The sequence below is a fragment of the Methylosinus sp. Ce-a6 genome, from assembly GCF_009811655.1.
GTDB lineage: Bacteria > Pseudomonadota > Alphaproteobacteria > Rhizobiales > Beijerinckiaceae > Methylosinus.
On the sequence record NZ_BGJX01000007.1, the window covers coordinates 145,080 to 166,696 of the forward strand.

General features: G+C 64.6%; 28 protein-coding genes and 1 pseudogene. 12 read left to right on the top strand and 17 right to left on the bottom strand.

Going from position 1 to position 21,617, the window contains the following annotated elements; all coding sequences use genetic code 11:
* Nucleotides 1-13: 13 nt before the first annotated feature.
* Both Mspo_RS07020 and Mspo_RS07025 read right to left on the bottom strand, forming a co-directional pair.
* Nucleotides 14-412 carry a metalloregulator ArsR/SmtB family transcription factor gene (locus Mspo_RS07020; protein ID WP_159728218.1) on the bottom strand — a complete coding sequence of 133 codons (399 nt, stop codon included), beginning with the start codon at nucleotides 410-412 and terminating at the stop codon, nucleotides 14-16.
* Entirely contained in the window at nucleotides 409-1,062 is a 654-nt protein-coding gene (locus Mspo_RS07025) for a peroxiredoxin (protein WP_159728220.1), read from the bottom strand. Before Mspo_RS07025 ends, Mspo_RS07020 begins: the two co-directional genes overlap by 4 nt.
* Before the next feature lie 90 nt (nucleotides 1,063-1,152).
* Between Mspo_RS07025 and Mspo_RS07030 the strand changes: the two genes are divergently transcribed.
* The 3 genes from Mspo_RS07030 (at nucleotide 1,153) to Mspo_RS07040 (ending at nucleotide 4,654) form a co-directional block, all read left to right on the top strand.
* Complete coding sequence (locus tag Mspo_RS07030) at nucleotides 1,153-2,073, top strand: MBL fold metallo-hydrolase (protein WP_159728222.1); 921 nt, start codon at nucleotides 1,153-1,155, stop codon at nucleotides 2,071-2,073.
* Nucleotides 2,074-2,166: 93 nt separating this feature from the next.
* Nucleotides 2,167-3,858 (top strand): bifunctional protein tyrosine phosphatase family protein/NAD(P)/FAD-dependent oxidoreductase, encoded by a 1,692-nt coding sequence (locus Mspo_RS07035; RefSeq protein ID WP_159728224.1) that lies wholly within the window; start codon nucleotides 2,167-2,169, stop codon nucleotides 3,856-3,858.
* Nucleotides 3,859-3,868: 10 nt separating this feature from the next.
* Nucleotides 3,869-4,654, top strand: a complete 786-nt coding sequence (locus Mspo_RS07040; protein WP_159728226.1) for a sulfite exporter TauE/SafE family protein — start codon at nucleotides 3,869-3,871, stop codon at nucleotides 4,652-4,654.
* Nucleotides 4,655-4,704: 50 nt separating this feature from the next.
* On the opposite strand, the gene Mspo_RS20080 is transcribed toward Mspo_RS07040, so the two are convergent.
* Nucleotides 4,705-4,839 carry a hypothetical protein gene (locus Mspo_RS20080; RefSeq protein WP_256366350.1) on the bottom strand — a complete coding sequence of 45 codons (135 nt, stop codon included), beginning with the start codon at nucleotides 4,837-4,839 and terminating at the stop codon, nucleotides 4,705-4,707.
* Between the two features lie 343 nt (nucleotides 4,840-5,182).
* Nucleotides 5,183-5,377: a hypothetical protein gene (locus tag Mspo_RS07045; RefSeq protein WP_159728228.1), complete on the bottom strand. Its 195-nt coding sequence runs from the start codon at nucleotides 5,375-5,377 to the stop codon at nucleotides 5,183-5,185.
* 106 nt (nucleotides 5,378-5,483) lie between these two features.
* Between Mspo_RS07045 and Mspo_RS07050 the strand changes: the two genes are divergently transcribed.
* Both Mspo_RS07050 and Mspo_RS07055 read left to right on the top strand, forming a co-directional pair.
* Nucleotides 5,484-5,822 (top strand): Rieske 2Fe-2S domain-containing protein, encoded by a 339-nt coding sequence (locus Mspo_RS07050; RefSeq protein WP_159728229.1) that lies wholly within the window; start codon nucleotides 5,484-5,486, stop codon nucleotides 5,820-5,822.
* Nucleotides 5,823-5,914: 92 nt separating this feature from the next.
* Complete coding sequence (locus Mspo_RS07055) at nucleotides 5,915-6,376, top strand: SRPBCC domain-containing protein (protein ID WP_159728231.1); 462 nt, start codon at nucleotides 5,915-5,917, stop codon at nucleotides 6,374-6,376.
* A 30-nt stretch (nucleotides 6,377-6,406) separates the two neighbouring features.
* On the opposite strand, the gene Mspo_RS07060 is transcribed toward Mspo_RS07055, so the two are convergent.
* On the bottom strand, nucleotides 6,407-7,222 hold the full coding sequence (locus Mspo_RS07060) for a cyclase family protein (protein WP_159728233.1): 816 nt from the start codon (nucleotides 7,220-7,222) through the stop codon (nucleotides 6,407-6,409).
* Between the two features lie 110 nt (nucleotides 7,223-7,332).
* Between Mspo_RS07060 and Mspo_RS07065 the strand changes: the two genes are divergently transcribed.
* Nucleotides 7,333-8,508: an amidase gene (locus Mspo_RS07065; RefSeq protein ID WP_159728235.1), complete on the top strand. Its 1,176-nt coding sequence runs from the start codon at nucleotides 7,333-7,335 to the stop codon at nucleotides 8,506-8,508.
* Here the strand turns inward: Mspo_RS07065 and Mspo_RS07070 are convergent.
* Nucleotides 8,390-8,839: a helix-turn-helix domain-containing protein gene (locus Mspo_RS07070; RefSeq protein WP_159728237.1), complete on the bottom strand. Its 450-nt coding sequence runs from the start codon at nucleotides 8,837-8,839 to the stop codon at nucleotides 8,390-8,392. The genes Mspo_RS07065 and Mspo_RS07070 overlap by 119 nt on opposite strands.
* Before the next feature lie 297 nt (nucleotides 8,840-9,136).
* Here Mspo_RS07070 and Mspo_RS07075 point away from each other — a divergent pair, with 297 nt between their 5' ends.
* A complete protein-coding gene (locus tag Mspo_RS07075) occupies nucleotides 9,137-9,547 on the top strand; it encodes an MAPEG family protein (protein WP_159728239.1) in 411 nt (136 codons plus the stop codon).
* Nucleotides 9,548-9,648: 101 nt separating this feature from the next.
* Here Mspo_RS07075 and Mspo_RS07080 read toward each other — a convergent pair whose 3' ends face one another.
* From Mspo_RS07080 to glmM, 9 genes are all read right to left on the bottom strand, one after another.
* On the bottom strand, nucleotides 9,649-10,107 hold the full coding sequence (locus Mspo_RS07080; RefSeq protein WP_159728241.1) for a low molecular weight phosphatase family protein: 459 nt from the start codon (nucleotides 10,105-10,107) through the stop codon (nucleotides 9,649-9,651).
* Nucleotides 10,108-10,111: 4 nt separating this feature from the next.
* On the bottom strand, nucleotides 10,112-10,636 hold the full coding sequence (locus Mspo_RS07085) for a UPF0262 family protein (protein ID WP_244613214.1): 525 nt from the start codon (nucleotides 10,634-10,636) through the stop codon (nucleotides 10,112-10,114).
* Nucleotides 10,593-11,894, bottom strand: a complete 1,302-nt coding sequence (hisD, locus tag Mspo_RS07090) for a histidinol dehydrogenase (protein WP_159728243.1) — start codon at nucleotides 11,892-11,894, stop codon at nucleotides 10,593-10,595. The genes Mspo_RS07085 and hisD overlap by 44 nt, the downstream gene beginning before the upstream one ends.
* A gap of 28 nt (nucleotides 11,895-11,922) precedes the next feature.
* Nucleotides 11,923-12,402 carry a DUF2948 family protein gene (locus Mspo_RS07095; RefSeq protein ID WP_159728245.1) on the bottom strand — a complete coding sequence of 160 codons (480 nt, stop codon included), beginning with the start codon at nucleotides 12,400-12,402 and terminating at the stop codon, nucleotides 11,923-11,925.
* A 101-nt stretch (nucleotides 12,403-12,503) separates the two neighbouring features.
* Nucleotides 12,504-14,078: an exodeoxyribonuclease VII large subunit gene (xseA, locus tag Mspo_RS07100; RefSeq protein WP_159728247.1), complete on the bottom strand. Its 1,575-nt coding sequence runs from the start codon at nucleotides 14,076-14,078 to the stop codon at nucleotides 12,504-12,506.
* Nucleotides 14,079-14,238: 160 nt separating this feature from the next.
* Nucleotides 14,239-15,165 (bottom strand): methyltransferase domain-containing protein, encoded by a 927-nt coding sequence (locus Mspo_RS07105; protein WP_159728249.1) that lies wholly within the window; start codon nucleotides 15,163-15,165, stop codon nucleotides 14,239-14,241.
* Nucleotides 15,166-15,355: 190 nt separating this feature from the next.
* Nucleotides 15,356-16,186 (bottom strand): outer membrane protein, encoded by an 831-nt coding sequence (locus Mspo_RS07110; RefSeq protein WP_244613216.1) that lies wholly within the window; start codon nucleotides 16,184-16,186, stop codon nucleotides 15,356-15,358.
* Nucleotides 16,187-16,304: 118 nt separating this feature from the next.
* On the bottom strand, nucleotides 16,305-17,288 hold the full coding sequence (locus tag Mspo_RS07115; RefSeq protein ID WP_201281647.1) for a hypothetical protein: 984 nt from the start codon (nucleotides 17,286-17,288) through the stop codon (nucleotides 16,305-16,307).
* 138 nt (nucleotides 17,289-17,426) lie between these two features.
* On the bottom strand, nucleotides 17,427-18,782 hold the full coding sequence (gene glmM, locus Mspo_RS07120) for a phosphoglucosamine mutase (RefSeq protein ID WP_159728253.1): 1,356 nt from the start codon (nucleotides 18,780-18,782) through the stop codon (nucleotides 17,427-17,429).
* A gap of 301 nt (nucleotides 18,783-19,083) precedes the next feature.
* On the opposite strand from glmM, the gene arsC reads away from it, so the two are divergent.
* Together arsC and Mspo_RS07130 are read left to right on the top strand one after the other, a co-directional pair.
* A complete protein-coding gene (arsC, locus tag Mspo_RS07125) occupies nucleotides 19,084-19,434 on the top strand; it encodes an arsenate reductase (glutaredoxin) (RefSeq protein WP_159728254.1) in 351 nt (116 codons plus the stop codon).
* Nucleotides 19,431-19,772, top strand: coding sequence for a YnfA family protein (locus Mspo_RS07130; protein ID WP_159728256.1), 342 nt, complete (start codon nucleotides 19,431-19,433; stop codon nucleotides 19,770-19,772). The genes arsC and Mspo_RS07130 overlap by 4 nt, the downstream gene beginning before the upstream one ends.
* Here Mspo_RS07130 and Mspo_RS07135 read toward each other — a convergent pair.
* Nucleotides 19,747-20,232: a helix-turn-helix domain-containing protein gene (locus tag Mspo_RS07135; protein WP_159728258.1), complete on the bottom strand. Its 486-nt coding sequence runs from the start codon at nucleotides 20,230-20,232 to the stop codon at nucleotides 19,747-19,749. The two genes, Mspo_RS07130 and Mspo_RS07135, sit on opposite strands and share 26 nt — an antisense overlap.
* A gap of 49 nt (nucleotides 20,233-20,281) precedes the next feature.
* Here Mspo_RS07135 and Mspo_RS07140 point away from each other — a divergent pair, with 49 nt between their 5' ends.
* The 3 genes from Mspo_RS07140 to Mspo_RS19865 all read left to right on the top strand — a co-directional run bounded on the left by Mspo_RS07140 (nucleotide 20,282) and on the right by Mspo_RS19865 (nucleotide 21,332).
* Nucleotides 20,282-20,710: a mercuric transporter MerT family protein gene (locus Mspo_RS07140; protein ID WP_159728260.1), complete on the top strand. Its 429-nt coding sequence runs from the start codon at nucleotides 20,282-20,284 to the stop codon at nucleotides 20,708-20,710.
* Between the two features lie 91 nt (nucleotides 20,711-20,801).
* The gene (locus Mspo_RS07145; RefSeq protein WP_159728262.1) at nucleotides 20,802-21,086 is read left to right on the top strand and encodes a cation transporter; all 285 of its coding nucleotides are present in this window, start codon (nucleotides 20,802-20,804) and stop codon (nucleotides 21,084-21,086) included.
* A gap of 12 nt (nucleotides 21,087-21,098) precedes the next feature.
* Complete coding sequence (locus Mspo_RS19865; protein WP_159728264.1) at nucleotides 21,099-21,332, top strand: GDCCVxC domain-containing (seleno)protein; 234 nt, start codon at nucleotides 21,099-21,101, stop codon at nucleotides 21,330-21,332.
* A gap of 82 nt (nucleotides 21,333-21,414) precedes the next feature.
* Here Mspo_RS19865 and Mspo_RS07155 read toward each other — a convergent pair.
* Nucleotides 21,415-21,617, bottom strand: a pseudogene (locus tag Mspo_RS07155) (cell division protein FtsH); the annotation flags it as partial.

The following is a 21,617-nucleotide window of genomic DNA, read 5'->3' on the forward strand; positions in this document are numbered from 1 at the left end:
CGCGCGCTGTCCGTCAGACCATCTTGGCGAAAGCGGCGGCGCCCGCCTGGCCCGGCGCCTCGCGCTCGGTCTGCGGCGCGCGCAAGGCTTCGGTGAGCGCGCCTTGTGGATCGGCGGCGCCTTCGAAAATGGCTTCGACGCATTTGACGCAGAGCGCGACGCGACCGTCGGCGAGACGGTAATAGACCTGCTTGGCGGCGCGGCGCGTCTCGACGAGCTCGGCGCGGCGCAGCTCCGCGAGCTGCTGGCTCAGCGCCGGCTGGCCGATAGAGGTCGCCGCCTCGATCTCGCCGACGGTGTGCTCGCCGGCGAGGAGATAAGAGAGGATCATCAGCCGCTGCGGCTGCGCGAAGATCTTCAGCCTTTCAGCGGCCTCATTGGCGCGCTCGCGCGATTCGTAGATTGCGGTCATCTGTCCTTGCAAATCCGATAGAACCAGCTCTCGGTCGCGCCGGGCGCGAGCGCCTCGGCCGCGGCGCTGGTCGGCGGCAGCAGAAGATCGGCGCCGGGCCGCCAGCCCTCCGGCGTCATCACCTCGCCGGAAGCCGATCTCTGCAATGCGGCGGCGAGGCGCAGCATCTCCTCCACCGAACGCCCGACCGTCAGCGGATACCAGGTGAGGGCGCGCACCACGCCCTGCGGATCGATGTAATAGGTGGCGCGCATCGCCGAGGAATCTCGGGCGGTCTCGTCCAACATTCCATAGGCCCGGCCGATCGTCATCGTCGGATCCTCGACGATCGGAAAGGGAACGGTGACGCCGAAAATGTCGCGGATCGCGCGCACCCAGGCCAGATGGGAATAGAGGCTGTCGACCGAGAGCCCGAGCAGCGAGCAGCCGATCGCCTCGAAACCCGGCGCGGCATGGGCGAGGGCGACGAATTCGCTGGTGCAGACCGGCGTGAAATCCGCCGGATGCGAGAAGAAGATCAGCCAGCGCCCGCGGAACTGATCGAGCCGCACATCCCCCATTGTGGAGCGCGCCTGAAAGACCGGCGCGACATCGCCGACGCGCAGCGCCCGCGCGCCCGCCGCCGCAACGGGAATCGGTTCTTTTTCCATGGCTTCCATCTTCTCCCATTGCTCGCTTGACACAAGCGATTTATACGATTACATAAACAATGTAATAATGAAATTGAAGGGGAGGTCGCTATGACCGATGCAGCACTCGGGCGGGCCAGCGATCTGATCCTCGCCGCCGCGAAGCGCCCGCCGATCCGGGTCGAGAGCCTTTTCGACGAGCCCACCTTCACGGCGACTCATGTCGTCTATGACCCGGCGACCCGCCATGGGGCGATCGTCGACAGCGTGCTGAATTTCGACGCGGCTTCCGGTCGCACCTCGACCAGAGGCGCGGATGCGATCATCGATTACGTGAAACGTGAAAGTCTGACGATCGATTGGCTGCTGGAGACGCACGCCCATGCCGATCATCTCTCCGCCGCGCCCTATCTCCAGGCCGAGCTCGGCGGCAAGCTCGCCATCGGCCGCGAGATCACGACGGTTCAGAACGTCTTCGGCAAAGTCTTCAACTTCGGAACGGAATTCGCCCGCGACGGATCGCAGTTCGATCATTTGTTCGACGATGGCGAGACATTCGCCCTCGGCGACGTTCCGGCGATCGCGCTGCATGTGCCCGGCCATACGCCGGCCGATGTCGCCTATGTGATCGGCGACGCCGCCTTCGTCGGCGACACGCTGTTCATGCCCGATTATGGCACGGCGCGCGCCGATTTCCCCGGCGGGGACGCGCGCGCTCTCTATCGCTCCATCCGCCGGCTGATGGCGCTGCCCGGCGCGACGCGGCTGTTTCTCTGCCATGACTACAAGGCCCCGGGCCGCGATCATTACGTCTGGGAGACGACGGTCGGCGCGGAGCGCGCGAGCAATATCCATGTCCATGACGGGATCGGCGAGGACGCCTTCGTCGAGATGCGAACGCGTCGCGACGCGACGCTCGATCTGCCGCATCTGATCCTGCCGTCCGTGCAGGTGAATGTGCGCGGCGGACGCTTGCCGCCGCCGGAGGACAATGGCGCGCGCTATCTGAAGCTGCCCCTGGACGTCTTTTGACGGCGCTCCTCTCCTCAATGGCGCATGGCCGCGCCGGCCTCCGCCTTCTCCAGCACACCAAAAAAGCGAACAAAAAAAGAGGAACGAGACATCATGGCCTTCACGAAAATGTCGTCCGCTTTCTCCGTTTCGCCGCAGATTTCCGAGGCCGATGTCGAGCGCGCCGCGCGCGAGGGCTTTCGCCTCGTCATCGACTGTCGTCCCGACGATGAAGAGCAGGGCCAGCCGAATTTTCGCAACGTCGCCGAATGGGCGACGAAGCGCGGTCTTGCCGCGAAACATGTTCCGGTGACGCCGGCGAATATAGACGACGCCGACGTCGCCGAATTCGCCGCCGCTCTCGCGACCGCCGGCGGCCCCGCGATCGGCTATTGCAAGACCGGTCGGCGCGCGAGCGCGCTCTGGGCGCTCTCTCAGGCGAAGGCGCTCGGCGCCGAGACGATTCTCGCCGGGGCGACAGCGGCCGGAGTCGATCTCGAGCCGTGGAAAGCGCGCATCATGGCGCGCGGAGCCGCGCCTTCCGGCGACCGCGGCGCGGCCTCCTATGATGTCGTCATCGTCGGCGGCGGCAGCGGCGGCGTCGCGGCGGCGGCGAGCCTGTTGAAGCGCCGTTCCTCGCTCTCCGTCGCCATCATCGAGCCGGCGGAAATTCACTACTACCAGCCGGGCTTCACCCTCGTCGGCGCCGGCGTGTTCGAGCCCGAGGTGACGAGGCGTCCCATGGCCGCGGTCATTCCGGACAAGGCGGTCTGGATCAAAAAAGCGGTCGCCGAATTCGCGCCCGAGTCCGATGAGGTCGTCCTCGACGACGGCTCGCGGCTGCGCTATCGCGCGCTCGTCGCCTCGCCGGGCGTGAAGCTCGATTGGGACGCCATCCCCGGCCTCGTCGAGACGCTGGGCAAGAATGGCGTCACTTCCAACTATCGCGCCGATCTCGCGCCCTATACGCATTTTCTCGCGCAGACGCTGCGCGGCGGCCGCGCGCTGTTCACGCAGCCGCCCATGCCGATCAAATGCGCCGGCGCGCCGCAAAAGGCCATGTATCTCTCCTGCGACGCTTGGCGCCGCGCCGGCGCGCTCTCGAACATGGAGGTCGAGTTCCACAACGCCGGCGCCGCGCTCTTCGGCGTGCCGGCCTATGTGCCGGCGCTGATGGAATATGTGAAGCGCTACGGCGTCGATCTGCGGCTCGAGTCGAAGCTCGTCGCCGTCGACGGACGCGCGAAGGTCGCGACCTTCGAGCAGAAGGGGCCGGACGGCGCCGCTGTGCGCGTCGAGCGCGAATTCGCCATGCTGCACGCCGTGCCGCCGCAGCGCGCGCCGGATTTCGTCGCCAAGAGCGAGCTCGCGGGCGAGACCGGCTTCATCGCCGTCGATCCGGAAACGCTGCGCCATACGGGCTATCCGAATGTGTTCGCGCTCGGCGACGCGATCGCGACGACCAACGCCAAGACGGCCGCCGCCGCGCGCAAGCAGGCGCCCGTCGTCGCCATCAATGTGCTCTCGGTTCTCGACGGCAAGGCGCCGCATGTCGGTTACGACGGCTATGGCTCCTGTCCGCTGACCGTCGAGCGCGGCAAGATCGTGCTCGCCGAATTCGGCTATGGCGGCAAGCTGCTGCCGAGCTTCCCCAAATGGCTCATCGATGGAACGCGGCCCTCTCGCGCCGCCTGGTTCCTGAAGGAGCGGCTGCTGCCGCCGATCTATTGGCGCGTCATGCTCGAGGGCCAGGAATGGCTGTGCAAGCCGCATATGATCGAAAAAGGCGAGCAGCCTGCAGAATGAAGAGGCGCATGTGCATCTCGAGCTCGTTCAATATCTGATCGGCGGCGTCTGCGGCGGCGCCATCGGCTTCACGCTCGGCCTCATCGGCGGCGGCGGCTCGGTGCTCGCCGTGCCGCTGCTGATCTATGTCGTCGGCGTGAAGGACCCGCATGTCGCGATCGGCACCAGCGCATTCGCCGTCGCCGTCAATGCGGCCTTCAGCCTGTGGCGCCATGCGCGCTCCGGCTCGGTGAAATGGCGCTGCGGCGGCATTTACGCCGCGGCCGGAATGCTCGGCGCCGTGGTCGGCTCGACGATCGGCAAGAGTTTCGACGGGCAACGTCTGCTGTTTCTCTTCGCGCTGGCGATGATCGTGACCGGCGTGATGATGCTGCGCGGCCGCGGCGCCGCCGGCGACGCCGCTGTCGAATGCACGCTGGAGCGGGCGCCGCGCGTCGCCTCCTTCGGCCTCGTCACTGGCCTGTTCTCGGGCTTTTTCGGCATAGGCGGCGGCGTTCTCGTCGTGCCGGGCCTCGTCGGCTCCACCGGAATGCCGATGATCAACGCCGTCGGCACATCGCTCGTCGCCGTCACCGTCTTCGGCCTGACGACGGCGATCACCTATGCGCTCTCCGGCCTCGTCGACTGGCTGCTCGCCATCGTCATCATCGGCAGCGGCGCCGCGGGCACGCTGATGGGCGCGGCTGTTGCGCGGCGTCTCTCGAGGAAGACGGGCCGGCTCACCATCGCCTTCGCGATCGTCGTCTTCGCCGTCGCGGCCTATACGCTGTTCAATTCGCAGCTCGTCGCGCGGTAGGACCGCAATCGCCGCGCCCGCCGTCGCCGAGCCGACGGGCCGCGTGACGTTCAGCCGATTCCCGCCGTCTTCAATATGGTGCGCGCCTCGGCGAGGGCGTCTTCGACGCCTTCGTCCTTGTCGAGCGCTGCGACCAGCTGTTTGAGACAGTCGAGCGCTGTCGGCTCGAAAAGGCGCTTCGTCATCAGATTCCGCTCCCGCGACTCTTCGACGGCGCGAAGGATCGCCCGGACATGCCGCAGCTTGTCCGCCAGCGGCTCGACAGGCGGCGGTTTTCTCTCATTGTCCAAAGGCGCATGAGGGAGCGCGCGCCGCCGAGACGGCGACGGCTCGTGATTGATCGGTGGGTTGCTTTTCTTTTTCATCGCATATGTCGTCTGTAGCGTTTTGGCGCAGCGATCGAGAACTTGGCAACGCGGAACTAGAGACTTTGTATTTACGCAATATTCGACAGGCCTTCGCGGCCCGGGCCCTGTCCAAAATGGAACATAGGCTCGGTCCTGTGCATCCTAGGGCAAACGCGGCGCCTCAAAATCCCTCGAACGGATGAGGTGCGGAAGATGCGAGATTTATCGGCCGCGCAGCGACGATTGCAGCGACCTCGGACACATATTGAAGGTTGTAATCAGAAACCGATTCCGACGTTGCGGCGCCGCAGATTTTTTCTCGATTCGACCATGTTTTTTTAAGAAAGGACGGCCTCGACTCGATTGCGCCGCTCATGGCGATCGGCTCGATCTGGATTGCGCGTTCGATCCGTCGCAATGCGCGCCGTGGTCCGCAACTTGCGTCTCGCCGCGGGAAGCTTCTTGAAACGAGGGCGATCCCGATGGCGTTCACCTTTATCTGTCACACCAGCGCCGTGAGCGAAGGGGCCATGGGCCTGTTTCAGGCCGGCCGCAAGAGCGTGCTTTTGGTCTGGCCGGCGGGCGGCGAGCTCAAGGCGTTTCGCGGCCGCTGTCCGCACGCCGACATGCCGCTGAACGAGGCCGCTTTCGACGGGAAGACGGTGCTCTGCAACTATCATCAATGGGGCTTCGACGGCGCCAATGGCAAATGCGTGACGCATCTCGTCCGCAACGCTCTGCATCCTTACGAGCTGAGGGTCGAGGGCGACGAGATTCAGGTCGACCTCGGCCCCGCCAGGGCGCCGCGCGCCACGGCGTGACCGCCGCTTTCGCCACGGCGGGGCGGTCGGCTCCGGATCGGCCTTTGGCTTGCTTGTTGCTTGCAATTAATCGTGAAACAGGAGCGACAGCCGTGTCCGAGACGAGAAGCATCACGACCGAGAAGGATTTCGAGCATCCGATCGACGCCGTCTGGCGCGCCATGACGGATTCGGAATGGCTCGCCGTCTGGTTCTTTCCCAATGACATTCGGCCCGTCGAAGGGCATTCCTTCACCATTTGGAGCCGCCCGATCGAGCGTTGGGACGGCGAGTTCCAATGCAAAGTGCTCGAGGTCGTCCCCAATGAGAAGCTCAGCTTCCGATGGAAGGGCGGCCATGAGGAGCTCAAGGGCTTCGGCCACTTTATGGACGTGACCGTCACCTGGACCATTTCCCCGCTGCCGAACGGCGGCACGCATCTCCTCTTCGTGCAGGAAGGGATAGACGCCGATCCGGCGGCCGACGCGCTCTACGACATCATGCTCAAAGGCGCGGATAGCGTGTTGAGAAGCCTCGCCAAGCGCATTCCCGACCTGCTCGAACACGAGGCGTGACGGCGGGCTCGCCGGCGGCCTTCCGCCAAATCACCTTCCGTCGGCTCGTCTGGCGATGACGGCGACGATGCGCGCCGGACCGCCGGTGCCGCCGGAAATCTTCATCGGCAGCGCGAAGACGATCGCTCCCGTCGCCGGCAATTTGTCCAGATTGTCGAGATTTTCGAGACCCGCGGCGTCGGCGCTGGCGACGATGCGATGCACGAGGAAATCCTGCGAGGGGCCGTTGTCGACGCTCGCCGTGTCGACGCCGAGCAATTTCGCCCGGCGATCGACGACGAGCAGCGCCGCCGCCTGCGGGCCATAGGCGGGGAAATGCAGATGCGAGGCGTCGCCGGGCGTATCGTCGCCGAGATAGGCCTTGCGGTCGCTCCAGCGCGCGCTCCAGCCCGTGCGCAGCAGCACGATCGCGCCCTCCGGAATGCGCCCATGCGCGGCCTCCCATTCGGCGACGTCTTCGGGCTTCAGCGTATAGTCCGGATCGGCGGCGGCCTTGGCGCTCACATCGATGACGAAGGCCGGCCCGACGAAGCGGTCGACGGGAATTTCCGCGCTCGTCCAATGGCCTTGCGCGAAATGCAGCGGCGCGTCGAGATGGGTGCCGCCATGCTCGGGCGAGCAGAAGCTGTTGGCGGCGTAGAAATAGCCGCGCTCGGTCAGCCCATTGTGCAGCGATTTGAGCTCGAAGCCGGAGGGCGAGGTCGGCCAATAGATCGTTTTGGCGTCGAAGGGATGGGTGAGATCGACGATCGTCGATTTGGAAAGATCGAGGCTCTGGCCGAAAGCCGGAGCCGCGAGAGACAAGAGAAAGAGCAGGACGGCGCTCTCGCCGCATCGATTGGTCATGAGCAATTCTCCTCGCGCGCTCGAGCTTTGGGCGCGGGGCTCGCGCCGAAAGGGCGTTTTGACGGGAGCGAAAGTCTCCCTATCATCGTCTCGAGAGGGGGGCTCGAGAGATGACGGATTCCTTCGCCGCGACGACTGTTTCGCTCGACATCGCGCATGAGGCGGGCGCGGATGCGCCGCTCGCCGGCGCGAGCTTCGTCGTCAAGGAGAATATAGACGTCGAGGGTTGCGTTTCGACCAATGGCCAGCCGACATGGGCGGCGAGTCACGCGCCTGCGGCGATGCACGCGCCCGTCGTCGACCGCCTGCTCGCCGCCGGCGCGCGGCTGGTCGGCAAGGCGCATATGGACGAGATGGCCTACAGCCTGCTCGGCGCCAACGCCCATTACGGGACGCCGATCAATCCGGCGGCGCCGGACCGCCATCCCGGCGGCTCCTCCTCGGGCTCGGCCGTCGCTGTGGCCGCCGGCCTCGCCGATTTCGCGCTGGGCACGGATACGGCGGGCTCCTGCCGGGCGCCGGCCGCCTTTTGCGGAATTTTCGGCTTTCGCTCCTCGCATGGCGCGATCTCGGCGAATGGCGTCGTTCCGCTCGCGGAGTCGCTCGATGTCGTCGGCTGGTTCGCGCGCGATCTCGATCTTTTCGCGCGCGTCGGGGACGCGCTGCTGCCGCGCGATCTCTGCGGCGACGCGCTGGAGGAGGCCGCGATCCTCGAGGAGAGTTTCGCGCAATGCGACGAGGAGACGCGCGCGGCGATGGAGCCGGCGCTCGCCGTCGTCGCGCAGAATTTCTCCTGCCGCGAGGTCTCGCTCGGCGAGGCGTTCTGGACAGATGCGCTGCGCCATTTCCGCAATCTCCAGGCCTATGAGGCCTGGCGCGCGCATGGCGCATGGATCGCGGCGGCCGAGCCGAAATTCGGGCCCGGCGTCGCCGGACGTTTCGATTATGCGGCGACGGTGACAAAAGCGGCCAAGGCCGAGGCCGACGCTTTCCGCAGCGCGGCGCGCGCGCGCGTCGACGCGATGTTTGGTCCGAAAACTCTGCTCGTGGTTCCGACGACGCCTTTCGCCGCGCCGCGGCTCGACGAGGGCGAGGAGGAGCTCGACCGCAAACGCTATTCGATGTTCCGCACCTTCCTCTTCGCGAGCTTCTTCGGCCTGCCTCAGATCAGCCTCCCTCTTTCGCAACCCGCGGGCGCGCCGCCGCTCGGGATTTCGTTGATCGGCCCGCGCTGGTCGGATCGGCGGCTGATCGCCGCGGCGCGGGGGCTTGTCGAGCGGCTGTAGCCTTCTCCGCCAGCACATTGTCGACGCCCCAGCGGAACAGCAGCGCCAGAACCGGCTCCAGCGAGCGGCCGCGCTCGGTGAGGCTATATTCGACGCGCGGCGGCACCTCGGGATAGACGCGGCGCGAGATCATGCGATCGCGCTCGAGATCGCGCAATTGCTGCGTCAGCGTGCGCTGCGTGATCGTCTTCAAGAGGCGCTGCAATTCGCTGAAGCGCTTGGTTCCGTCGGCGAGACGAAAGAGAATCGACGGCTTCCATTTGCCGCCGATAATGTCCATCGCGCCTTCGATCGGGCATTCGTCATATTGCTCGTGTCGCTGCTTGCGCATGAGATTGTATCCATTCACGGCAGTCGGGTGAATCCGGAAACGCATGAAGGAAGGCGATCGGGAGGGGGTGACGCGCCGAGTCACGGGCTTCACCCCACCCCGGCCTGCTTCGCAGGCCGACCCTTTCCCTGAAGGGGAGGGTGGATGCGCCCTTCGTCGCCCAATCGCGCTGTAAGTATCCAATGTTGCCGTATCGGCATTACGCAGCAGTATATGCGATATTTCTGCGTAATTCACCAATGAAAAGCGTTTCGCTAGTTTCGCGCCGTCTTCGACGAAAGAGGAGCGCGCCAAGCGATGACCAATGCGATTTCCCCCGAGCTCTATTGGACCGTGCTGACCGCCGGTCTCGCCTCCATTCTCTGGATTCCCTATATTCTGCAGCGTATCGTCGAGCTCGGCCCGATCGAGACCTTTCGCGATCCGCTGCATGACGTTTCGACGAAGGCGCCCTGGGCGCAGCGCGCCAAGAACGCGCATACGAATATGATCGAAAATCTCCTCGTCTTCGCTGTGCTCGCGCTGACGATCCAGATCATCGGCGGCGGCACGGCGGCGACGGCGATCGCGGCGCCGCTCTTCTTCGCGACGCGCGCGGCGCATTATGTCGTCTATACGCTCGGCCTGCCGTGGGCGCGCACGCCCATGTTCCTCATCGGCTTGGGCTGTCAGCTCACGCTGCTCTTCGCCATTCTCGCGCGCGTGTGACGTTTCCCGTCATTGCGAGCGCAGCGAAGCAATCCAGAGCCGAGGGGCGGCCCCTGGATCCATTCGCTGCGCTCGCGATGACGGTTGTTTTTTCGGTTGCGTCAGTCGGAGCCATGCTCGACCGACAGCAGCTTCAATATTCGTTGTGAAAGCGAGTCCCGCACGGCGCGATAGGACTCCATGATCGTCTCGCGTGAGCCGCTCGTCGCGGTGGCGTCGAGCGTCGGCCAATAGACGACGTCCACCGCCATGGTGCGGGTGAGCTCCAGCGCCTTGTGATGCGATTCCGGCGACAAAGTCACGATGAGATCGAAGTTGGAATCCTCCAAATCCTCGAAAGTGTGCGGCTTGTGGCGCGAGATGTCGACGCCGACCTCCTCCATCGCCGCGACGGCGAAAGGATCGGCTTCTCCGCGCTTCAGCCCCGCCGAGGCGAAATAGATCTCGCGGCCGAAATAATGACGCCCCAGCGCCTCCGCCATGGGCGAGCGCACCGCGTTCTGCGTGCAGGCGAACAGCACGGCATGCGGCCGTCGTGCGGGTCCGCCTTCGTCCCGCATGGGCTCAGCCCTTCCAATGCAGGGCCGTGACCAGCGTGAAGAGGCGGCGCGCGGTGTCCGTGTCGCAGTCGATCTTGCCCTTCAGCCGTTCGGCGAGCAGGGCGGCGCCTTCATTGTGCAGCCCGCGCCGGCCCATGTCGATCGCCTCGATCCGGCTCGGCGTCGCGGTGCGGATCGCGGCGTAATAGGTCTCGCAGACGAGGAAATAATCCTTCAGCAGCCGCTTGAAGGGCGTCAGCGACAGAATATGCGTGACGACGGTGGCGCCCGTTGCGTCGCGCACGTCGAAGACGAGCTTGGCGTCGTGCAGGGCGATGACGAGGGCGTAGGGGCCGCCGTCATGGCCTTCGAGCGCGAAACTATTGTCCTCGATGAGATCATAGATGGCGATGGCGCGCTCATGCTCCTGATCCGCCGTGCCGCGCCCGATGGATGCTTCATCGAGCGTGACCGAGATCAGCCGCTTGGTCGCGCTTTCCGCCACCTCACGCCCCGCGCTGGTCGAGACGCAGCGCGACGGAGCGCGCATGGGCCTGCAACCGCTCGGCGTCGCCGAGCGCCACGGCGGCGGGGCCGATCTCCTTCAGCGAGGCGGAGTCGCATTTCAAAATCGAGGTGCGCTTGACGAAATCGAGCACGCTGAGACCCGAAGAGAAGCGCGCCGAGCGCGCCGTCGGCAGCACGTGATTGGAGCCGCCGACATAATCGCCGATCGCCTCGGGCGTATAGGCGCCGATGAAGATCGCGCCGGCGTTGCGCACCTTCGCCGCCAATTCCTCGGCGTTCTCCGCGACGATCTCCAAATGCTCGGCCGCGATGCGGTCGGCGAGCGGAATGGAGTCCTCGAGGCTCTTGGTCACGATGATCGCGCCATAGTCGCGCCAGCTCTTGGTGGCGATCTCGAGCCTCGACAGCGTCGCCAGCTGGCGCTCGACGGCGGCGGCCGCGGCGTCGGCGAAGGCGGGATCGTCGGTGATGAGGATCGACTGCGCCGATTCGTCATGCTCGGCCTGGGCGAGCAGATCGATCGCCACCCAATCGGGATTGGCGCTTCTGTCGGCGAGCACGAGAATTTCCGAGGGGCCGGCGATCATGTCGATGCCGACGAGGCCGAAGACGCGGCGCTTGGCTGCCGCCACCCAGGCGTTGCCCGGCCCGACGATCTTGGCCACGGGGCGAATGGTCTTGGTGCCATAGGCGAGCGCCGCGACGGCCTGCGCGCCGCCGACGCGATAGACCTCGTCGACGCCGGCGCGCTTGGCGGCGGCCAGGACCAGCGGGTCGATCACCCCATGCGGGGCGGGAACCACCATCACCAGCCGGTCGACGCCGGCCACCTTGGCGGGCACGGCGTTCATCAGCACGGAGGAGGGGTAGGAGGCGGTGCCGCCCGGCACGTAGAGGCCGACCGATTCGAGCGCCGTCCAGCGCCAGCCGAGCTCGACGCCGGCCTCGTCCTTGTAGCGCAGATCCTGCGGCCGCTGGCGCTCGTGGAAGGCTTTGATGCGGGCGTGGGCGAGATCGAGGGCGGCGAGCGTCTCCTTCGGCACTTTGGCCTCGGCAACGTCGATCTCTTCTTTTGTCAGCGCGATGCCGGTCTGCGCGAGGTCGATATGGTCGAAGCGCTTGGAATAATCGATCAACGCCGCGTCGCCGCGGGCGGCCACTTCCTCGATAATGCCGCGGACGGTGTCGTCGACGTCCTGCGCGGCCTCGCGCTTCGTCGCCAGCAGCGCCGAGAAGCGCTCCTCGAAATCCGCCGCCGACGCATCCAATCGCCAAGTCATGTTCTTCTCCAACCGGAATTTCCGGTTGTCATGACCTTCCCTCGCCGTCTTCGTCAAGCTCATGTGACGGACAGGCTCTCACGCCCCAGCGGGAGCCGAGGTCCTGGAGACGGGCCTCGACGCATTCCACATCGAGCGAAATCGCCGCGCCTCCCGCGAAAATCAGCGTCACCACGCCGCCCGGCGGCTCGGCGGCGGGCTCGAAAGTGACGGCCAGCAGCTCCAAGATCGCCTCCGGCCGGTCGAGGGCGATCTTCAGCCGCCGGACGCGCCGCACCCCGTCGAAATGCACGCCAGAGTGGCAGCGCTCGCGCCGGCCCTGCTCGGCGGCGGCCCAGTCATAGCGGCAGCCGACGAAGGCGAAACGGCGCTTTTCCGGTAGAAAGGCGATGTCTCCGACCCTGACCAAGGCGTCCTGGAGCAGGGCCGAGAGGCAGGAGAGATCCTCGGCGTCCATGGCTTGGAGCCTCAGACCTTCGGGCTGCGGCGACGACGAGCGCTTGAACATGGCGCGAGCCTCCTGTTCGAGCATATGGCGAGCCGCCGCCCTGCCTGCAACCGCGCAGCCGAGCCGGCGACGCACGCCGAGAGGAATTTTGCCTTGTCGTTTCAAAACAGTGACCCCTGGCCGCCGTCGCTCCCGCCCTTGGGGCGCCTCCCCTTGGACGCTGGGGCCGGAGGGGGCGGCGCGTCCCCGGTCTCCGCCCGCGCGCCGATTTTTCCGTCGGCGAATTGAATCGTCAGCCGCGCGCCGGGAGCGACGTCCGCGGAACGGCGCAGCAGCGCATCCCCCTCGTCGCGCACCAGGGCGAAGCCGCGCGCCAGCACCTGCTCATAGCCGAGCGTCTTGCGCAGCTGGTCGAGCCGCTCGGCCCGCGCGCGCTTTTCGTCGATGATGCGCTGAAAGGCCGAGCGTAGCCGCTGCTCGGCGTGGTCGAGCCGCCTGTGCGCGCTCTCGGCCTCGCGGATGGCCAGAGAGCGCCGCGCCGCGAGGCCCTGGCGCAGGCGGGCGTGCAGGCCCTTCAGCCGCTCGGAGGCGCGCGCCAGCTCCGCCTGCGGCGAATGGCGGGCGAGGACATGGGAGACGCGCGAGAGCGCAAGGCGCTTGCCGTCGATCGCGCGATGAAGCGCGCTGCGCAGCCGCTCGCCCGCGCGATCGGCGCGCTGGGCGGGAGCGAGCAGCAATTGCGTCCCCGCCGGCAGCACGCGCTGCAGCGAGAGGAGATGCCGCCGATTGGCGTCGAGAAGGCGCCGCTCCGCGCTGGCGAGCCGGCGGGCGAGAGTCGCCGTCTGCTCGACGAGCTCGGCGCGCACCGGCACGCATTTTTCCGCCGCGCCGGTCGGCGTCGGGGCGCGCAGATCGGCGGCGAAATCGATGAGCGTCGTGTCGGTCTCATGGCCGATGGCCGAGACCAGCGGAATGGCGCTCGCCGCCGCCGCGCGCACGACGATCTCCTCATTGAAGCCGAACAGATCCTCGAGCGAGCCTCCGCCGCGCGCGACGATGAGCACATCCGGCCGCGGAATGGGGCCGCCGGGGGGCAGGGCGTTGAAACCCTCGATCGCCGCCGCCACTTCGGCTGCGCAGGTCTCCCCTTGCACGCGAACGGGCCAGACCAGCACGCGGCGTGGAAAACGATCCAGCAGCCGATGCAGAATATCGCGAATCACCGCGCCGGTCGGCGAGGTGACGACGCCGACGACCGCCGGCAGAAAGGGCAGAGGTTTCTTGCGCTCGGCGTCGAAGAGGCCCTCGGCGGCGAGGCGCTTGCGGCGCTCGTCGAGCAGCGCCATCAGCGCGCCGGCGCCGGCCGGCTCCAGCGTCTCGATGACGATCTGATAGGAGGATTTGCCTGGAAACGTGCTGATCTTGCCGGTGGCGACGACCTCGAGCCCCTCCTGCGGCTTCACGCGCAGGCGCAGGAAGGTCATTTTCCAGATCACCGCGTCGAGACGGGCGTTCTGGTCCTTGAGGCTGAAATAGACATGGCCGGAGGAATGCGGCCCCCGATAATTGGTGATCTCGCCGCGCACGCGCACATGGCCGAAGCGATCCTCCACCGTGCGCTTGAGCGCATTGGCGAGCTCGGAGACGGAGAGCTCCGGCACATTGGGCCCGGCGGCGATCGGCGCGGGCGGATCGTCGGCCTCGGGGGCGGGGGATTTGGCGGGGCGCTTGGCCATGGGCGAGATATGGCCGATTTTGTGGCTCCCCGCGAGGGGGGGCGGGGCGGTCGTCCAGTGGATTGCGGCGGCGCCGCGACCGGCACAGGAATTCTTCAGGATCGCCGACGACTCGATATCAGTGTCTCGGCGCGCCTGGATCTCTCATTGATCGCTACGCTCACTCCTTCAATAGATCGGCATAGATGTTTCCGAGCACGGGATCGCGATCGTCGAGCGGCCGATGGTCCGCCTCGGCGTAAGGGGAGACGCCTTCGTTTTTCTTCGTAAACACGACATCTTTATACCCGACCGTTCTCGCGACCTCGGCGAGTGAGGCGTGCGAGAAAATGGCAATGTGGTCCCATTGCCGTTCGCCAGTATAGATTCCGTCCATCCCGCGGGAAAAATCGGACCTTGTTTTCATCGACCAAATGATGTCAGGCGTATTTACGCGGTGCCAACAGCCAGGTTTCAGCACACGCAGAGATTCTGCCAGAAATCGGAATTGGTTAGTCTGGTCTATATGCTCGATGAAGTCCTCGTTAAAGATGTAATCTACAGAATTATCGGGGATATCCCATCGCATGTCCACGCAAGGAAATATAAAGTAATCTTCGAAATGGTTGAATGAGAATGTAGCGTTGGCGGGGACGAGATCGATATTCAAAAAGCCGAGTCGCGGAACCTCGCCGGCTCCGACGTAGAGTTTGATCGGTTTACCTTCCGCTCTGAGCTGCTCGACACGCTGTCTGAAGCGCATCATCTCCTCGGCGGCGGAGCCATGAATCTTGACGCTGTCAACGCGATCCGGATGCACGAGCGTGAACGATTCCCACGCGTGCGGAGTCAATCTATCGGTTGTGACAGCGGGACTCTCTCTGTCGGCGCACAAATAATGCTCGCCACATCGAAAATAAAATGTTCCGTTATCCTCGATCACATCATAGCCAGACAATGGACCGGTCTTGATGCGCCCGGCGGCTACGTCAGATATGTCCAGCGATAAGAATGATTTTTGGTCGCTGTTGTCGCCAATCGGCAGTTGTTTTATCGCTGATGCTCCATCAGAAGCCAAAAATGTTCTATGCACGCTCAAAATATACATAAATCACCTCCGACCATAGGTGGCGAGGAGTTATACGGCCGGCTATTGAAAAATCAAGCTCGTCCGATGAGTGCAAAGAGCTGATGTCTCAAAATGAGCGCGTACGTTGGGCACATAAATGCGCTTGCAAAAGAAAAAAGGCGCGAGGCTCCTTCGAGCCGCGCGCCCAATCTCGGAGAGGAAGCCCCGATCAGTATTTGCGGATCAGCGGGCCGGGAGGCGCCATCAGCATGGGCGGCGGCGCCATCAGCGCGTAGCGGAAGCCGAGGCGAATATCGTGCGAGGCGAGCCGGAAGGACTGGCGCTCGCCCGCGCAGCCGGCGGCGATGCAGCCGATCACATTGGTCTCGAACTTGCCCATGTCGAGATAGCGGTAGCCGAGCTCGACCTTGAAATTGGGCGTGATGTCATAGGCGAGGCCCGCCATGACGGCCCAAGCGAAATTGGTCTTGGTCGCGTCCTGGGCGATGCCGAAGCCGCCGGCCGGCTGGGCCGAGAGGTCGTAGAGATCGTTCAGCCTATTGACCGCGACGCCGACGCCGCCGCCGACGAAGGGCGTGATCCCGTACCAGGCGCCGAGATCGACATAGCCGTTCGCGAGGAACACCGCCGCGCTGTGCTGCGCGCTGTAGATGTCGTAGCAGCGCAGGCCGCAGGGGAGGCCGAAGATATTGGCGTAGCTCTGCGTCGCGCGATAGTTCGCGGCGGTGCGATACTCGCCGGTCACGTCGACGCGGAACCAATTGTTGAACTGATAGCCGACGCCGGCGCCCGCGAAAGCGCTGTCACCGATCGAATATTGATCGAATTGCGGAGCCGGGACGAGGACGGTCGGGCTGAAGGTCGAGCGAAGCTCGGAAATCTGATTGACGCCGACGCCCACGTCGCCGCGCAGATACCAGCCGCCGAACTCGGGCGGGGGCGGCTCGACCAAAGGAGGAGGAGGCAGGAGATCGGCGGCGAAAACGCCCGTGCTCACGCCGGAAGCGAGCGCGGCCGCTATGATGAGGGCTCTGGTCATGCCCATTAAATCTTCCCTTCACGATAGAGAACCGCGGCGCGGACCCTTGGCTGGCGCCGATGTGAAGGAAGATTGAGCGAGAACGCTTAAAGCAGAGTTAACCTTACCGGCGATGTACCTAAGCGCGCCGCGCCGGCGAGCAAAGGTCATCCGCGCCATCCTCGACTATTACGCGACCCGCAGTCATCCCGGGGGGCGGTTCACATCGAAGCGGCTCCAACTCGGTCATACGCGAGGCCAGCATTTGCTCGATCGTTCTAGGAGACGGAGGGTGCCCCCAACGTTTATATAAATTGTAGCGACACGGTATATAGATTTCCGAGATATCAGAGGGAACATCTTCGAACATATTACGAAAGCGACCTGCTACAAAAAACGCGTTCGTGCCGGCGCCTGCGTTACAACAGACGAGCATATAAGAGTGCTTTAACAAAAGATCGCTCAAAAGCTGTAGTGATACTCCAAAGTAATCGTTATTGTCCCAAACATGATTCTCATTATATTCTATGCTCCACCTGATTGGCGGTGGAAATTTGGCGTTGTATTCTGCAATTATGACACACGGATTGATTCCAGACCTTAAAATCTCCTGCATGAAATATAAATCGTTCCCGTCCAGGTCGATGGATAAAACATCAATAGATGAAATATCTGCCTTATCCAGTCCGGACTTTATAAGTTGTGCTACGTTTTCTCTTGTGACAAACTCCTTGAAAAATAAAAATACTTCAGGATTGGCCTTGTCGTTGAAAGCCAAATCCTCTCCTCCTATCCAAAACCCCTTCCAGCCAGAGGCAAGAAGAATCAATGTATTATTTTCCAGTCCATTTCCAACGCCTAATTCGACAAATGTCCCACAATCTAAACCAATCCGTCGTAAAATTTCAAGAGTTATTCCATCCTCATCGGATTGCGAGAAGTATTTAGAACCGTATTTGTTAAGTGGGTTTTTGCTTGTAAAGTTCAATCGTTCCATATCCGCGCGCAGAATTATGTCATGCTGAGATTGCAGTGCGCCGAATTGTTTAGTTAGTTCATTTATAACTGGACGAAAACACAGATACTGCATATTTTCAAGAGCACGTTTCAATTTATTAAGCATGGGCTATCCTCTCTAGGCGTATATCGGTGAGCGGCGAGTCGTGAGTGGTGGGTGGCGGCTACTCGCCACTCACGACTCGCCGCTCACCGCACGCCACGCCCTGCTCACCATGCGCCGCTCACCACTCACTCTCGGCGCTCACGCGGCTTCGGCGAAGCGGGAAAGAGCGTTGCAAATGTCGTCGACGACGCTGGCGACGATTTCCGGATCGTCGCCTTCGCCCATCACGCGAATGACCGGCTCCGTGCCCGAGGGGCGGATCACCAGCCGGCCCGAGCCCTCGAGCCGGCGCCGTCCCGCCTCTATCGCCGCGACGACCGGCTCCTGCTTGAGCGCGCGGGCGGCTCCGCGGGCGCGCACATTCTTCAGCACCTGCGGCAGCGGCTCGAAGCAGCGGCACACTTCGCTGACGCGGCGGTCGAGCTTCTTCACCGCCGCCAGCACCTGCATGGCGGTGACGAGCCCGTCGCCGGTCGTGCCGTAATCGGAGAGGATCACATGTCCCGATTGCTCGCCGCCGAGATTGTAGCCGAGCTCGCGCATGCGCTCGATGACATAGCGGTCGCCGACGGCGGTGCGCTCGAGACTCAATCCGAGCCGCTGCAGATGGCGCTCGAAGCCGAGATTGGACATGATGGTCGCGACGACGCCGGGCTTGGCGAGCAGGCCCTCGTCGCGCCAGCTGCGCGCGACCACGGCCATCAGCTGATCGCCGTCGATGATATGGCCGAGCTCGTCGACCATGATGACGCGATCGGCGTCGCCGTCGAGCGCGACGCCCACATCGGCGCGCATCTCGCGCACCTTGTCGCGCAGCGCCTGCGGGGCCGTGGAGCCGAGATCGCGATTGATGTTGAAGCCATCCGGCTGGTCGCCGATGGTGATGACCTCGGCGCCGAGCTCCCACAGCGCCTCCGGCGCGACCTTATAGGCCGCGCCATTGGCGCAATCGAGCACGACGCGCAGGCCTTCGAAGCTCATGTTCCGCGGCAATGTGCGCTTGGCGTATTCGATGTAGCGGGCGCGCACGTCCTCGACGCGCTTGGCGCGGCCGAACTCGTGCGGGCCGGCGAGGCGGCTCGTCAGATCGCGGTCGATGAGCTTCTCGATTTCCGCCTCGGTCTCGTCGGAGAGCTTGAAAGCGTCGGGGCCGAACAGCTTGATGCCATTGTCCTCGTAGAGATTGTGCGAGGCGGAGATCATCACGCCGAGGTCGGCGCGCATCGAGCGCGTGAGCATCGCGACGGCCGGCGTCGGCATGGGGCCGAGCAGCAGAACGTCCATGCCGACGGAGGTGAATCCGGCGACGAGCGCATATTCGATCATATAGCCGGAGAGCCGCGTGTCCTTGCCGATGACGACGCGATGGCGCCGCTCGCTCTCGCGGTTGAAGACGAGGCCGGCCGCTTGGCCGACCTTCAAGGCGAGCTCGGGCGTGATCTTCTGATTGGCGCGTCCGCGAATGCCGTCGGTGCCGAAATAGCTGCGCGTCATTGCTTGTCGTTCTCCGAGAAACGGCGAGGGCGGCGACGCCTCGAAGGCGCGAAAGCCGCCGCCGCGCTAAGTCGAACTCGAGATTGTGGACGTTTTCGGACGGGGGGCCGTCCCTTTCCGCGTCATAGGAAAAGCGTATGAACAAATATCGCCGTTCATACTGACCGCTTCCATCGCATTTCGCGCCTTGTGGTTAACGCGTATGCCCGAGCGTGGCCGAAACTCCCGCTTTCCGCGGCTTCGCCCCGCCTGCGGACGAGGCTATGCTCCTGCGCAATGGTAACATGATCCGGGGGGCTCGATGAAGGTCGTCATTTATCACAATCCCGCCTGCGGCACGTCTCGCAAGGTGCTGGCGCGGCTGAAGGAGGCCGGGCTCGAGCCAGAGGTGGTGCAATATCTGAAGACGCCGCCGGACCGAAAGACCTTGAAGGCGCTGCTGAAGCAGATGGGCAAGGGCGTGCGCGAGATTCTGCGCAAGCGTGGGACGCCCTATGAGGAGCTCGGCCTCGACGCTCCTTCGGTGAAAGACGAGGCGATCTTCGACGCGATCGAGAAGCATCCGATCCTGATCGAGCGGCCGATCGTCGTCGTGGGCGAGAAGGCCGCGCTGTGCCGCCCGCCGGAGGCCGTCGAGGCGCTGCTCGGATGAGCGCTCCCCTCGGCGCGACGACGATTCCCGCTTATGTCGGCGCGGCTTTCGCCGAGATATGCGGCTGCTTCGCTTTCTGGGCGTGGCTGAGGCTCGGCAAGTCGCCGCTGTGGCTGGCGCCGGGCGCGGCCTCGCTTTTTCTCTTCGCTTATCTTCTGACGCGCGTCGAGACAGAGGCGGCGGGCCGCGCCTACGCCGCCTATGGCGGCGTCTATATCGCCGCTTCGCTCGTCTGGCTCTGGGCGGCCGAAGGCGTTCGGCCGGATCGATGGGATCTGGGGGGCGCGGCGGTCTGCCTCGCCGGCGCGGCGGTCATATTTTTCGGTCCGCGCGGCTAGGTTTTTTCGACATGACGCGGCGCACGACGGAGGCTGCGTCGGGCGTTTCGAGCATATCGAGAACGGCGCAGCTCGTCGGCGCTCCGTCTGCGCATTGCGCGATCGTCCGCGAGAGAATGGCCTCGAGCCGCATGAGATTGGCGATCTTGTCGCGGACGCTCCCGAGATGTGCGGCGGCGATGTCGCGAACTTGCGCGCAGGACGTTCCGCCGGGTCGCGCGAGGCCGAGCAGCGTCCGGATTTCGTCGAGCGTGAAGCCCAGCTCCCGGGCGTGGCGGATGAACGCCAGCGTCCGCCTGTGGCCCGCGTCGTAAATTCTCCGACCGCCGTGCGAGCGCGGCGGCGCCGGCAGCATCTCGATCTTCTCGTAGTAGCGAATGGTTTCGACATGCACGCCGGTCAGGCGCGACAGCTCGCCGATCGATATGTCCTCGCTGCGCGCATCCGGGACGGCGGCCATCGCAAATTGTCCTTGCTCCTGTAGTCGCTACAGGATGCAACATCTTCCCATGCCGATCAATGAGAACCTCTCGCCTTCCGCCTATTGCCGCTCCGAGCCGGTCGGGAAGGCCGCGCCGGCCGAGGCGTCTTCTTCCGCGCAGCGCCTGCTCGCGGCGGGCGGCCTTCTCGGCGCGCTGGCCGCGTCGTCATGCTGCGTTCTGCCGCTGGCGCTGTTCAGCTTCGGCGTCGGCGGGGCATGGATCGGCCAGCTGACGCGTCTCGCGCCGTACCAGCCCTATTTCGTCGCGTTCACGGCGGCTTGTCTCGCCTTAGGGCTGTGGTCGGCCTGGCGCTCGCGTCGGGACGCCTGTGGGACTGGAGCGGCTTGCGCGACTGTGCCGACGAACCGGCTCGTCGTCATCGGCTTCGTCCTCTCCGCCGCGCTCGTCGCCGTCGCGCTCGCGGCCGACCTCGTCATCCCGCTTCTCTTCGAATGAGGTTCTCGCATGACCCGTCCGCTCATCGTCGTCGTTCTCGCCGCCAGCCTCCTGTTGGCGGGATGCGGCTGCTGAAGTCTCGAGGTGGAAAATGCCGAAGCTTTTTCGCGCGGCCGTGACGGCCATCGCTTTCACCGCAATGCCGGCCGCTTTCGCGGCGGAGAAGACGGTGACATTCGCCGTGGCGAACATGTCCTGCAAGGCGTGTCCGGTCATCGTAAAACGCAGCCTCGAGGGCGTGCCCGGCGTCGTCGCTGTCGTCGTGTCCTATGAGCAGAAGGCGGCGGTCGTGACCTATGACGATGCGAAGACCGATCCACGCTCTCTGGCGGCCGCTTCGGCCGACGCCGGCTATCCGGCGACGCCGAGGAACTGAGAGATTCATGGAATGAAGCTCACATCGACAATCACCTGTCCGCATTGCGGACATAGGGCTCTGGAGACCATGCCGGCCGACGCCTGCCAATTTTTCTACGAATGCAGGGGCTGTGGCGTATTGCTGCGGCCAAAAGCTGGCGATTGCTGCGTTTTCTGCTCCTATGGCGATCATCCGTGCCCGCCCGTCCAGGAAGCTCGGGCGAAGGACCCGGCGGCGACGCCTTGCTGCGGCGTTCGGGAGTAGCGCGAAAGAGAAAGGCGCGCCTTTCGTGAAAAAAAGCCCGGCTCATCGCCGGGCTTATTTTTGTTTGTCCGTCGCTCGTCGCTCAGACGGGATGCGGCTCGAGGCCGCCCGCGTCGGGCTCGGGCGAGGGGCGCGTGCGGCCGGTGGACGGCACCGGCGAGGGGCGCGTCGGCGGCGGCGTCGGCGGAACGTCCTCGCGCACCGGGCGCTTGCCCTGCAGCAGGCCGATCAGCTCCTCGCCGGTCAGCGTCTCGAACTCGAGCAGGCCGTTCGCCAGAGTGTCGA